The organism is Stenotrophomonas sp. PS02298 (genome assembly GCF_029959445.1).
In the GTDB taxonomy this organism is placed as follows: Bacteria; Pseudomonadota; Gammaproteobacteria; order Xanthomonadales; family Xanthomonadaceae; genus Stenotrophomonas.
This window is the reverse complement of record NZ_JASCOR010000136.1, coordinates 1-11,805: the sequence shown is the minus strand read 5'-3', so window position 1 is coordinate 11,805 and position 11,805 is coordinate 1. Positions and strand designations below refer to the sequence as shown.

General features: G+C 63.3%; 15 protein-coding genes. 9 read left to right on the top strand and 6 right to left on the bottom strand.

Annotated features, from left to right (window positions below; all coding sequences use genetic code 11):
- Nucleotides 1–142: 142 nt before the first annotated feature.
- Nucleotides 143–976, bottom strand: coding sequence for a glycine zipper 2TM domain-containing protein (locus QMX78_RS16610; RefSeq protein ID WP_282271595.1), 834 nt, complete (start codon nt 974–976; stop codon nt 143–145).
- A gap of 175 nt (nt 977–1,151) precedes the next feature.
- Here QMX78_RS16610 and QMX78_RS16605 point away from each other — a divergent pair, with 175 nt between their 5' ends.
- Nucleotides 1,152–1,418: a DUF6116 family protein gene (locus tag QMX78_RS16605; RefSeq protein WP_282271593.1), complete on the top strand. Its 267-nt coding sequence runs from the start codon at nt 1,152–1,154 to the stop codon at nt 1,416–1,418.
- Nucleotides 1,378–2,139: a TatD family hydrolase gene (locus tag QMX78_RS16600; protein ID WP_282271591.1), complete on the top strand. Its 762-nt coding sequence runs from the start codon at nt 1,378–1,380 to the stop codon at nt 2,137–2,139. The genes QMX78_RS16605 and QMX78_RS16600 overlap by 41 nt, the downstream gene beginning before the upstream one ends.
- Nucleotides 2,140–2,267: 128 nt before the next feature.
- Here the strand turns inward: QMX78_RS16600 and QMX78_RS16595 are convergent, their stop codons facing one another.
- Nucleotides 2,268–3,059: a tRNA threonylcarbamoyladenosine dehydratase gene (locus QMX78_RS16595; protein ID WP_282271589.1), complete on the bottom strand. Its 792-nt coding sequence runs from the start codon at nt 3,057–3,059 to the stop codon at nt 2,268–2,270.
- Between the two features lie 130 nt (nt 3,060–3,189).
- Between QMX78_RS16595 and QMX78_RS16590 the strand changes: the two genes are divergently transcribed.
- Both QMX78_RS16590 and QMX78_RS16585 read left to right on the top strand, forming a co-directional pair.
- Complete coding sequence (locus QMX78_RS16590; RefSeq protein WP_282271587.1) at nt 3,190–3,627, top strand: cytochrome c; 438 nt, start codon at nt 3,190–3,192, stop codon at nt 3,625–3,627.
- Nucleotides 3,628–3,738: 111 nt separating this feature from the next.
- Nucleotides 3,739–4,236, top strand: coding sequence for a glycine zipper 2TM domain-containing protein (locus QMX78_RS16585; protein ID WP_282271585.1), 498 nt, complete (start codon nt 3,739–3,741; stop codon nt 4,234–4,236).
- A gap of 72 nt (nt 4,237–4,308) precedes the next feature.
- Here the strand turns inward: QMX78_RS16585 and QMX78_RS16580 are convergent, their stop codons facing one another.
- On the bottom strand, nt 4,309–4,518 hold the full coding sequence (locus tag QMX78_RS16580) for a cold-shock protein (RefSeq protein WP_282271583.1): 210 nt from the start codon (nt 4,516–4,518) through the stop codon (nt 4,309–4,311).
- A gap of 233 nt (nt 4,519–4,751) precedes the next feature.
- Here QMX78_RS16580 and QMX78_RS16575 point away from each other — a divergent pair, with 233 nt between their 5' ends.
- From QMX78_RS16575 to arsC, 3 genes are all read left to right on the top strand, one after another.
- Entirely contained in the window at nt 4,752–5,237 is a 486-nt protein-coding gene (locus QMX78_RS16575; protein WP_282271581.1) for a DUF456 domain-containing protein, read from the top strand.
- 122 nt (nt 5,238–5,359) lie between these two features.
- Entirely contained in the window at nt 5,360–6,499 is a 1,140-nt protein-coding gene (locus QMX78_RS16570) for a phospholipase A (protein WP_282271579.1), read from the top strand.
- Nucleotides 6,500–6,502: 3 nt separating this feature from the next.
- Nucleotides 6,503–6,853, top strand: coding sequence for an arsenate reductase (glutaredoxin) (arsC, locus tag QMX78_RS16565; protein ID WP_282271577.1), 351 nt, complete (start codon nt 6,503–6,505; stop codon nt 6,851–6,853).
- A gap of 55 nt (nt 6,854–6,908) precedes the next feature.
- On the opposite strand, the gene QMX78_RS16560 is transcribed toward arsC, so the two are convergent.
- The gene (locus QMX78_RS16560) at nt 6,909–7,442 is read right to left on the bottom strand and encodes a DsbA family protein (protein WP_282271576.1); all 534 of its coding nucleotides are present in this window, start codon (nt 7,440–7,442) and stop codon (nt 6,909–6,911) included.
- 187 nt (nt 7,443–7,629) lie between these two features.
- Between QMX78_RS16560 and QMX78_RS16555 the strand changes: the two genes are divergently transcribed.
- Nucleotides 7,630–8,739 (top strand): sterol desaturase family protein, encoded by a 1,110-nt coding sequence (locus tag QMX78_RS16555; RefSeq protein WP_282271575.1) that lies wholly within the window; start codon nt 7,630–7,632, stop codon nt 8,737–8,739.
- Nucleotides 8,740–8,826: 87 nt separating this feature from the next.
- Here the strand turns inward: QMX78_RS16555 and QMX78_RS16550 are convergent, their stop codons facing one another.
- On the bottom strand, nt 8,827–9,462 hold the full coding sequence (locus QMX78_RS16550; protein WP_282271573.1) for a glutathione S-transferase family protein: 636 nt from the start codon (nt 9,460–9,462) through the stop codon (nt 8,827–8,829).
- Between the two features lie 267 nt (nt 9,463–9,729).
- Between QMX78_RS16550 and QMX78_RS16545 the strand changes: the two genes are divergently transcribed.
- Nucleotides 9,730–9,915 carry a hypothetical protein gene (locus tag QMX78_RS16545; RefSeq protein WP_282271571.1) on the top strand — a complete coding sequence of 62 codons (186 nt, stop codon included), beginning with the start codon at nt 9,730–9,732 and terminating at the stop codon, nt 9,913–9,915.
- 229 nt (nt 9,916–10,144) lie between these two features.
- On the opposite strand, the gene QMX78_RS16540 is transcribed toward QMX78_RS16545, so the two are convergent.
- Complete coding sequence (locus QMX78_RS16540; protein WP_282271569.1) at nt 10,145–11,662, bottom strand: fumarate hydratase; 1,518 nt, start codon at nt 11,660–11,662, stop codon at nt 10,145–10,147.
- Between the last annotated feature and the right edge of the window lie 143 nt (nt 11,663–11,805).

The following is an 11,805-nucleotide window of genomic DNA, read 5'->3' as shown; positions in this document are numbered from 1 at the left end:
TGGTTTTCGCGCCACCTGATCGTGTGTGGGCTTCGCGGCTTACGCCGCTCCCACAAAACAATAAAAAATCCGATGCCAGAGGTCTGGCATCGGATTCCGGTGACTCAACTAATGAAACAAGCAGGTTTACAGCTTGCGATGGTTACTGGCGACTGTCCGCCGGTGCCATCGCCGCGGTCTGCGTGACCAGCTGGCCGTCGATCACCGGCAGGCGATCACTGGCCGGCTTGTCCTGCATGCGCACGGTCTTTTCCGCGCCCTCATAGCGATAGGTCACGTCGTAACCGATGGTCTGGTTGGCGTTGCCCAGCGACACGCGCTCACCTGGACGGCTGTCCATGCGCATCGTGCCGGTGCTGCCATCGGGCTTGCGGTAGGTGACGTTGTAGCCGGTGATACGGCTGGACTCGGCGGTACGCTGTTCGGTGTGGCACTGGCGCTCGGTGCGGTTGACCACACGACCACCAACGTGACGCTTGTCGACCTGGTTGCCGATCACGCCACCGGCCACGGCACCTGCCGCAGTGGCAGCCTTCTTGCCGTTACCGCCGCCAACCTGGTTGCCGAGCAGGCCGCCGATCAGTGCACCGGCGACCGTACCGCCAACATTGCCGTCACGCTCGGGCAGGCGCTCCTGCACCACCACGTCCTCGCAGACTTCGTGCGGGGTGCTGGTGGTGGAGGTTTCGCGGATCGGATCGCTGCCGGTGACCGTGCCGTAGACGCGTTCCTTCTGGGTCACCGGAGCGACCTTGAGCACGTCGGCGTACTGCAGCTGCGGTTCGGCCGGAGCCTCCACCTTGCCGGTGACGGCGGCATCGTCCACCAAAGGCGAGTTGTCCAGCACCGGGCGTGCTTCCTCGACCAGCGGGGCGGTGCTGGCCTTGTCGCGGCCCTGCATGAAGGCGGCGGTGGCGATGCCACCTACCAGCAACGCGCCGGCGGCAACCAAAACGGTCGTGGTTGTGCTCTTCATGATCTGTCTCCGTGCGGCTGGCCGCGTGTGTGTTGGGAGGATTCCAGCATGGATAAGCTGAACAGAGGCCAGTATTTAAGCCGAATCCCTATCGAAATCGCTCAAGTCGTCGCAATATTCAGCTCGCTGGGCCTGATCCACGGGACAGTCTGAACCCTTTTCATCTGGATACGCCATGTCGAGCATGATGTTGTCGCCGTTTCTGGAATGGGCACGCAAACTGCGCTACCCCACCCTGTTCAAGCTGACCGGTGCGCTGTTCGTCATCAGCATGCTGCTGCCCGACCCGATTCCGTTTGTCGATGAGATCCTGTTTGGCCTGAGCACATTGCTGCTCGCCAACTGGAAGCGACGCAAGGACCCGGCCGCCCCCCCCCATACTGCCGGACAAGCGCTGAGCCGTGCAGCTGATCGACAGCCACTGTCATCTGGACGCCGCTGAGTTCGACATTGACCGTGAAGCGGTGATCGCCCGTGCCCGTGCAAGCGGCGTGGGTGTGCAGATCGTGCCGGCGGTGACCGCAGCCAGTTGGCCCAAACTTCGCGAGGTGTGCGCAACGGATGCAGGCCTGCATCCGGCCTACGGCCTGCACCCGATGTTCCTGCCTGAGCACCGTCCCGAACACCTGCAGCAGCTGCGCGACTGGGTGGAACGCGAGTCACCCTGTGCCATCGGTGAATGCGGGCTGGATTTCTTCGTCGATGACCTCGACCCGGAAGCACAGCGCCTGTATTTCCAGGCCCAACTGGAACTGGCACGGGACGCCCAGCTGCCCCTGATCGTGCATGCGCGCCGCGCCCTGGATGAAGTGATCCTGCGCATCCGCCGCGTTGGCGGACTCAGCGGCGTGGTGCATAGTTTCTCCGGCAGTCCGGAGCAGGCCAGGCAGCTATGGGACCTGGGCTTCATGATCGGCCTTGGCGGCCCCATCACCTACACCCGCGCCAACCGTCTGCGCGGCCTGGTGACGCAGATGCCGCTGGAGTTCCTGCTGCTGGAAACCGATGCCCCGGATCAGCCAGATGCCGGCATCCGCGGCCAACGCAACGAGCCTTCGCGGCTGCGGCAGATTGTCGACACCGTTGCTGAACTGCGCCAGCAACCGGCGGCGGATATCGCCGCGCAGACCACGGCCAATGCGAAGAGGCTTTTCAGGTTCTAGGTCCGATTGTGGGAGCGGCGTAAGCCGCGAAGCCAAAGCTCACTCAGATCGCGAACAAGCTGGCGACTTCAACAATGCCAGCTTCGCGGCTTACGCCGCTCCCACAAGCCCTACAAGCCCGCTCGCTTTTATCCGCGGTTCTTCAACAGCATCTCCAGCGCCTTGCCCACCGCCACAAATGCAAACGCACCAGTGATATGCGTTGCCGCGCCCAAGCCACCGCCGCAATCCAGCTTCAAGGCCTCATCCGGGCCCAGGTTCGGGCGGATGCCACAGACGCTGCCATCTGCCTGCGGGTATTTCACGTTCTCCAGCGAATACACCGCCGGCACACCAAAGTAGCGTTGCGCGTTCTTGGGGAAGTTGAACTCGCTGCGCAGCTTCTTGCGGATCAGCGCCATCATCGCGTCATGCTCGGTACGGGACACATCACGCACCCGTACCAGCGTTGGATCGGTACGCCCGCCAGCCGCGCCGATGGTGATCATCGGCAGCTTGCGGCGGCGGCACCAGGCGATGGTCTCCACCTTCACCCGGAAGCTGTCACAGGCATCGATCACCAGATCAAAACCACGGTCCAGCAACTCGGCCATGTTGGCGGGGGTCAGGAACGACTCCACCGCCTCGACCTGGACATCCGGGTTGATCGCACGGCAGCGTTCAGCCATCGCCACAGACTTGTTGCGACCGTATTGCCCAGCCATCGCCGGCAGCTGGCGATTGGTGTTGGACACGCAGATATCGTCGGCGTCGATCAGGCTCAAGTGACCCACCGCCGAGCGCACCAGCGCTTCCACGATCCACGAACCGACCCCACCCATGCCAACCACGGCGACCTTGCAGCCGCTCAGATGGGTGATGGTGCCTGCCCCGTACAGCCGGTCGATGCCGGCAAAGCGCTCACGTAATTCTTCTTTCATCAGCACATTTTACGGCCTGCCCCGGCGTGGCGGCGAGCCGACCATCGGCACGATGACACGGGCTTCGCTTGTGCCGCTGCATAATGCCCGGCAGTCGAACCCCTTTGCCACGTAGCCTGGAGCCAACGCAATGTCCGACCCTGCACCCGTCCGTCCCCCGTCCAAAGCCTCGCGCTACCTGTTCGTCCTGCTCGCCGGCCTGCTGATCGGGGTGATCGCCACCGTGATGGGCATGCGCGCCATCCAGGCCCGCCAGGATCACTTCCCGGACAGTCTGATGACGGTCATGGCCAAGCAGGCCCAGTTGCTGGATGAGAGCCGGAAGCAGAACCGCTGCAGCGTCACCGACAGCACACCACGCCTGCAGACGCTGCGCGCGTTGGCCAATGACCTGGAGACCGCATTCCCGGGCCTGCGCGATGACGAGCGTTTCCAGCAGCACGCCAGTCGCTTCCGCGCCACCTTGAACGATGCATTGGCCAAGCCGCCTGCAGACTGCGCCGCGTTGGCTGCTGCGGTGCAAAAAATCGGCAGCGACTGCAAGTCGTGCCATCAGGACTTCAAGTAAGCAAACTGCGTTTTCACATGTGATTGGCCCTCCATTCACATGCAAAACCGCAGGATCTTCGCCGCGGGTCACTCAGTTGTACCCACTTTCAATCTGGCAAGGAGAAACACCATGAAGATCCAACTGATCGCTGCAGGCGCAATTGCCAGTCTGGCCCTGGCCGGTTGCGCCACCTCCCCCGGTTACGGTGGTGGCTACAACAACGGCGGCTACAACAATGGTGGCAACTACGGCAACAACAACGGCTACAACCAGAACCGTTGCACCGACTGCGGCATCGTCACCCGCATCGATACCGTCGCTTCCGGCCGCACCGCGCCCAGCGCCACCGGCGCCATTCTGGGCGGCATCGTCGGCGCAGTCGCCGGCCACGAGATCTCCGACAAGACCGGCGGCAGCAAGGGCAACCAGAACATCGCCGCCGTCGCAGGCGCGGTTGGTGGCGCCATGGCCGGTAACAAGATCCAGCAGAACGTCACCGGCAACTCGTATGACATCCAGGTGCGCATGGACGATGGCCGCGTGATCGTGGTCAACCAGAAGGACCTGGGCGGGATCCGCGAGAACACCTATGTGCGCGTGGTCAACGGCCGCGTGGTGCTCCGCTGAGCCGTTCCCGTCACCGCTGACGGAGAAAGGCCCGCTTGCGCGGGCCTTTCTTTTGACTGCACGACCGCCGGATCAGGCCGGCTGTACGGCGTCAGCCTGCAGGCCCTTCTGGCCCTGCACAACGGTAAAGGTGACCTTCTGGCCTTCCTTCAGGCTTTTGAAGCCATCGGTCTGGATGGCGCGGAAGTGCACGAACACGTCCTCACCATTTTCGCGGCTGATGAAGCCGAAGCCCTTGGCGTCGTTGAACCACTTGACGGTACCGGTTTCGCGATCAGACATCTCGACTTACTCCCTGTAGCTCTTTCGTTTGATGGTTACGCCCGGTGAGGCGGCTGGTTGCAAGGAGGAAGCGAGGTGCAGCGATGCAGCAAATCCTTGGATCTACCCATCAGGCCACGATTCACGGTGACCTTGCCAAGCTCAGCGGCTGCAACTTAACTCGGGGCTAAATAAATTGCAACACCGGCACATGCATTAAAGTCAACCCCTATACGACCCCCTTCAGAGCACACATGGACTATTCATTCATCTTCTATCTGGTTGGCGCCCTGCTGGTCCTGGTCGGCATCGCCGGCATCATCCTGCCCGCGCTGCCGGGGGTCCCGCTGGTGTTCGTCGGCTTGCTGCTGGCCGCCTGGGGCGACGGCTTCAACCGGGTAGGCTGGCTGCCCCTGGTGGTACTGGGCGTATTGACGGTCATCTCGATCATCGTGGATGTGATCTGCACCGTCGCTGGCGCCAAGAAGGTGGGCGCCAGCAAGCTGGCCCTGATCGGCTCGGCGATAGGTACGGTGGTCGGCCTGTTCTTCATGCCGATCGGCCTGTTCGTAGGTCCGTTCCTCGGCGCTCTCGGCGGTGAGTACCTGCACGGCCGCCAGCTCGGCCAGGCCACCAAGGTCGGCCTCGGCACCTGGCTTGGCATCGTCCTCGGGGTCGCACTCAAGCTCGGCCTGGCCGTCGCCATGGTCGGCGTGTTCGCCATTGCCTGGTTCTTCTGAACGCCGCCCTGACCCCACGTGGACAGGGTAATCACCGACAATCCTCAACTTGCCACTGCTGCCGGCGTGCAATTTCCCCGATTGCCCCGGCCCGGCCACCCCACAGCGACCGGATGGAACTCATGCAAACACACGCTCTTCGCCATGCCCTGCTGCTCATCCTGAGCGGTGCCAGCGCTTCGGCTCTCGCGCAGGAATCGATGCCAACCCCCGCCTCGCCGCAGGCCTGCTTCGCGCTTGAGACCGATGCCACCCGCCTGGCCTGCTACGACAGCGCACTCGGCCGCACCCCCACCGACACCCGCGCGGCCGATGCCGCGGCCGCCGCTGCACAGCAGGCGCGCAAGGAGGCCAAGGCCACCGCCAAGGAACTGGACCAGCCACTACCACGCCGCAACGAGCTGTTCGCACATGACGAACTGGATTCTGCAGCCGCCAATGCCGGCCGCGGCTCCTTGCTGGACAGCCGTTGGGAACTGGCCAAGGACTCCAAGCTGGGCCTGTTCCAGCTGCGCGCCTACAAACCCGTCTATCTGTTGCCGGCCTTCTGGAGCAGCAAGCCCAACGAGATGCCGCACTCGCCCAACCCCAACAACACCGTCACCCAGGCCGAGGAGCTGGACAGCACCGAGCTGAAGTTCCAGCTCAGCTTCAAGACCAAGGTCACCGAAAACCTGTTCGGCGACAACGGCGACATCTGGGTTGGCTATACCCAGAGCTCGCGCTGGCAGGCCTACAACAGTGAACTGTCGCGTCCGTTCCGCGAAACCAACTACGAACCCGAGGTGATGCTGACCTTCCGCAACGGCTACTCGCTGTTTGGCTGGAACGGGCGCATGACCGGCTTCAGCCTCAACCATCAATCCAATGGCCGCAGCGATCCACTTTCGCGCAGCTGGAACCGGGTGGTGATGAACGTCGGCCTGGACCGTGAGAACTGGGCGATCATGCTGCGCCCCTGGTACCGCATTCCGGAAGGTCGACGCGACGACAACAATCCGGACATCGAGGACTACATGGGCCGCGGTGACGCCACCCTGGTCTACAACCGCAACGGCCATGAGCTGGCCATCACTGGCCGCCACTCATTGCGCAGCGGTGATCGTTCGCATGGCTCGCTGCAGATGGATTACGGCTTCCCCATCAACAAGCTGCTGCGCGGCCATGTACAGGTATTCGATGGCTACGGCGAGAGCATGATCGACTACAACCACCGCGCCACCTACATCGGCCTTGGCGTGTCCCTGCTGGAGTGGTTCTGAACAATGAAAGCGACCATCTGGCACAACAACCGCTGTTCCAATTCACGCGGCGCGCTGGCGCTGCTGCAGGAAGCCGGTGCCGACGTCGAGGTGATCAACTACCTCGACAACCCGCCCACGGCCGCGCAGCTGCGCACGCTGTTGGACGCCATGGGCATGCCCGCCCGCGACCTGCTGCGCAATAAGGAGGCAGCCTACGCCGAGCTTGGGCTGGCCGCCAAACTCGAAGACGAGGCGGCACTGGTCGAAGCGATGAGCCAGCACCCGACGCTGATCAATCGCCCGATCGTGCGTACCGCCAAGGGCACGGCCCTGTGCCGCCCACCGGAAACCGTGCTCAGCCTCATCGGATGAGCCACGATAGCTGCAACACCTGCCCTGGCGCCGCCGTGGCGTGCGCCAGGCAGCCTCAGCTGCGCTTGGCGCCGGCCTGGACGATGGCGTCGTAGAGCTCCTCGAAGCTTTGCCTGGGCTGGAACAACGCGCCGTTGATGAAGAAGCTGGGCGTACCAGTGACGCCGCTGCCCATGCCGCTCTCGATATCACGCTGTATCCGCAGCAGATTGCCGCTGTCGTCCATCGCTGCGGCCAAACCTTCTTCCGGCAAGCCCAGTTCACGCATCAACTCGCGATAGACCAACTCGCCCAGCTGCTGCTGGTTGCGGAACAGTGCGTCATGCGCATCCCAGAACCTGCCATGGGCAGCGGCATACTCGGCAGTGATCGCCGCAGGTAACGCCTGCGGGTGCGCCTGCACCAGCGGGAAGTGGCGAAATACCAGGCACAAGCCTTCGCCAAAGCGCTGCTGCAGGCGCTTGACCAGCGAAAAAGCCTCACCGCAGGACGGGCATTGGAAGTCGGCATATTCAACCAGCACGACCGGCTCATCCAGGCTGCCCTGGATGTGATCCGTCGTGCTCACCGGAACCGTCAATCCACTCATCCATTCACTCCTGGTAATTGCCGCCAGCCCAACCAGCAAACGCATGGCCTGACTGCTGTGTTGTCCATGCCAAGCTACTCGCCCAAGCGCGCAGCGGGCGTGAAGTCGGCCCGCCGAACGCATCCCCCTACTTCCGCCATTCAGCAGACACAGGCAGAATCCGCTCACCAACGACAGGAAGTCCGCAATGGCCCATGCCCGCCGCTCATTCTTTGCCTACGGCTCCGCCCTGCTCGGTGTGCTGAGCCTGCTCGCAGTCGCCTGCTTCCACTTCCCCGAACTGCTGACCAGCCGCGAGTTCCGCGCTGTCTACAACGAACAGTTTGCCCGCCACCTGCTGTTGGTCGGGCTGGCCGCTGCGTTCATCATGGGAACCGTCGCGATCCTGCGTGATCGCAACAAGCGCATCGCCACACTGGGCGTGGGCACGGCAACTCTGGCGGTGCTGCTCGGCGGCACCAACGTGCAGTTCGACGCCATCGGCCAGACGCCGTACTCGCTGGGCCTGGATTGGTTCGTGCTGTCGCTGTTCTTCTCGGCGCTGGTATTCGTGCCGCTGGAACGATACCTGGGCAAGCGTGAGCTGTCGCCGTTGCGTCCTGGCTGGCGTACCGATGTGGCCTACTTCTTCATGAGCCACGTACTGGTGCAGTTCATCCTGATCCTGGTCACCGCTTCCACCTCGACCATCGCCGGGCTGGCAGCGTTCCCCTCCTTGAAGGCAGCCATCCAGTCACTTCCGGTGTGGGCACAATTCCTGATCGCAGTCTTTGTCGCCGACATGGCGCAGGCGCTGCTGCACCGCGCTTATCACAACATCCCCTGGCTCTGGCGCTTCCACGCCGTGCACCACTCCAGCCGGCACATGGACTGGCTGGCCGGCTCACGCGTGCACTTTGTCGAGATCGTGTTGACCCGCAGTGCGGTGTTGTTGCCGCTGCTGGTCCTTGGCTTCTCCACCCCGGCGGTGAATGCCTACGTGATCCTGGTCGGCCTGCAGGCGGTTCTCGCACACGCCAATCTCGGCATCCGCTTCGGCTGGCTGGAATACCTGCTGGTACTGCCGCGCTACCATCACTGGCACCACGCCCGGCAGCAGGACTACGTCGACGTCAACTACGCCATCCACCTGCCACTGGTGGACATGCTGATGGGCACCTTCAAGCTACCGCGCGATCAAGCCCAATGGCCACAGGAATATGGCGTGATGAAGCTGGAGACGGTGCCGAACGGCATCATCAAACAGCACCTGATGCCGTTCCAGGGCGGGCGCAAGTTCGAGGACCACGTCGATTGAGCGATCCGCACCGGCTGTTGTACGAGCGGCGCTGGGTGGCCTCGGGCCATAAGCCGCGAAGCCACCAATGTCACCGCAGCACCACGCTCACAACCAATCACTGATCCCCTCACGCCGATAGACCTCGGTAAACGCCGGCCGCGCCTTCATCCGCGCCGCGTGCGCAGCCAGCACCGGCCAGCTGTCGGTAGGGCGCGGCATGTTGCGGCTCCAGCGCATCAGCATGGTCAACATGAAATCGACGACGCTCAGCGGGTCGCCCAGAACATAGGGGCCACGTGCTTCCAGATGATCAGCCATCTGCTGCCAGGCCGCTTCCAACTGCAGCCGGGCCCGCTGCTTCACTTCCTCTGCATGCAATTCACCAGCAGGCTCCTGCGGATAGAACCAGCCGCGATAGGCTGGCATCAAGGTGTACACGCAGAAACACATCCAGCGGTAGTAGTCGCCGCGCGCGGCGCTGCCCGGCGCTGGTGCCAGCCCTGCCTGCGGGTGCAGATCGGCCAGATGCATGGCAATGGCAGCGGACTCGGTCAGCACCTGCCCATCCATGATCAGCGCAGGCACGCGGCCGGCAGGATTGATCGCCAGGAACTCCGCTGACTTCTGTTCGCCACGCTCAAAATCCAGCTGGCGCAGCTCATGCGCGATACCCAGCTCGATCAGCAACCAATGCACCACCAACGAAGCAGTGCTTTGCGATCCGTACAGAACAACTGACATGCGCTGGGTACCCGGCTGGAAAAACACATTTTAACCAGGCCAGAGACCGCACTTGTAGGAGCGGCGTAAGCCGCGAAGCTGATGAACCAACCGCTGCAGCAACAGCAAAGATCAAAAGCCCCCCTCCCCAGCCCTCCCCTTGCCTGCGGCAAAGGGAGGAAGCAGACGCAGCGCCGCCGTGCTTTCGTGGCAGCGGCATAGGCTGCGGAGCTGATGATTTGATGGCTTCCCGGGAAAGCCTCTGCCGAGCATGGCTCGGCACTACAGGTGCGTCGCAACTATCGGCTGGTTCAGTTGCAGCTGTTCATGCAACTGTTCAAGCGCTCACCACACACCGACGCAGCTGACCTGTTCTGGCAGAACGCCTGTGAGGTCTGGCAGGCACCGCGCAGCTCCGGATTGGTGATCTTGTCGCACTGGTTGTTGCGGTTCGCTTCACCGCAGTCGCCGTAACTGCGCGGGTTGGCATTGCAGCGCTGATAGGCGTTCTGACAGTACGTCACGCAGGCTGCGGGATCATTGCGCGGCGCGCCATCCCAACCGCTTCCGCTTGCGCAAGCGGCGAGCAACAACACCATCGGAACAAGCACCCATTTGAACCTGCACATCGGACAATCCCTGGAAACGACGACGGCCCGAGCATAGCCCGGGCCGTCGTGGCATCACCAGTGACAGCGTTCGATTACTCGACGATCACTGGAATCTTGCCGATGCGTGCCTGCCATTCGCGCGGACCGGTCTTGTGCACCGATTCGCCGGTGGAGTCGACCGCCACGGTCACCGGCATGTCCTGCACGGTGAATTCGTAGATGGCTTCCATGCCCAGATCAGCAAAGCCGACGACCTTGGAGGCCTTGATCGCCTTGGACACCAGATAGGCCGAGCCACCAACCGCCATCAGGTAGGCCGACTTGTTGTCGCGGATCGCCTCGATCGCAGCCGGGCCACGCTCGGCCTTGCCGACCATGCCCAGCAGGCCGGTCTGCTCAAGGATCTGGCGGGTGAACTTGTCCATGCGAGTGGCGGTGGTCGGGCCGGCCGGACCAACCACTTCGTCACGCACCGGATCGACCGGGCCGACGTAATAGATGAAGCGACCCTTCAGGTCCACCGGCAGCTGCTCACCCTTGTTGAGCATCTCGACCATGCGCTTGTGCGCGGCGTCGCGGCCGGTCAGCAACTTGCCGTTGAGCAGCAAGGTCTGGCCCGGCTTCCATGCAGCCACTTCTTCCGGGGTGATGTTGTCCAGATCGACGCGGGTGCCCTTGGACGCGTCGTAGGTCAGCTTGGGCCAGTCTTCCAGCGACGGCGGGTCCAGCATCACCGGGCCACTGCCATCCAGGGTGAAGTGCGCGTGGCGGGTAGCGGCGCAGTTCGGGATCATCGCGATGGGCAGGTTGGCGGCGTGGGTCGGGAAATCCTTGACCTTGATGTCGAGCACCGTGGTCAGGCCACCCAGGCCCTGCGCGCCGATGCCCAGTGCATTGACCTTCTCGTACAGCTCCAGGCGCAGCTCTTCGGCACGGTTGGAGGCGCCGCGGGCCTGCAGATCGGTAATGTCGATCGGCTCCATCAGCGATTCCTTGGCCAGCAGCATCGCCTTTTCGGCAGTGCCGCCGATGCCGATGCCGAGCATGCCCGGCGGGCACCAGCCAGCGCCCATGGTCGGCACCGTCTTGAGGACCCAGTCAACAATGGAATCGGACGGATTGAGCATGGCGAACTTGCTCTTGGCCTCCGAACCGCCACCCTTGGCGGCGACGATCACATCGACCGTATTGCCCGGCACGACCTTGACGTTGACCACGCCCGGGGTGTTGTCCTTGGTATTGGTGCGCTTGCCGGCCGGATCAGCCAGCACCGAGGCGCGCAGCTTGTTGTCCGGGTAGGCGTAGGCGCGGCGGATGCCTTCATTGGCCATGTCCTCGACACCCATGGTGGCGTCGTCCCAGCGCACGTTCATGCCGATTTCCAGGAACACGGTGACGATGCCGGTGTCCTGGCAGATCGGCCGATGGCCTTCGGCACACATGCGCGAGTTGATCAGGATCTGGGCGATGGCCTCTTTGGCCGCCGGCGACTCTTCGCGCTCATAGGCGGCGGAAAGGTTCTTGATGTAGTCGACCGGGTGGTAGTACGAGATGTACTGCAGTGCGTCGGCGACGGACTGGATGAGGTCTTCCTGCTTGATCGATGTCACGGCTTGCTCGCTTGCTGAAGGCTGGCGGGGGTTCAGCCCACCATTTTACGCCTTGCAGCGGTGCAGTGCTGCCCGCCCTTGGTTGTAGGAGCGGGGGGGGGCGCGCGCGGCCGGGGAGGGCCCCGGTGTAAAGAAGGGGCCGG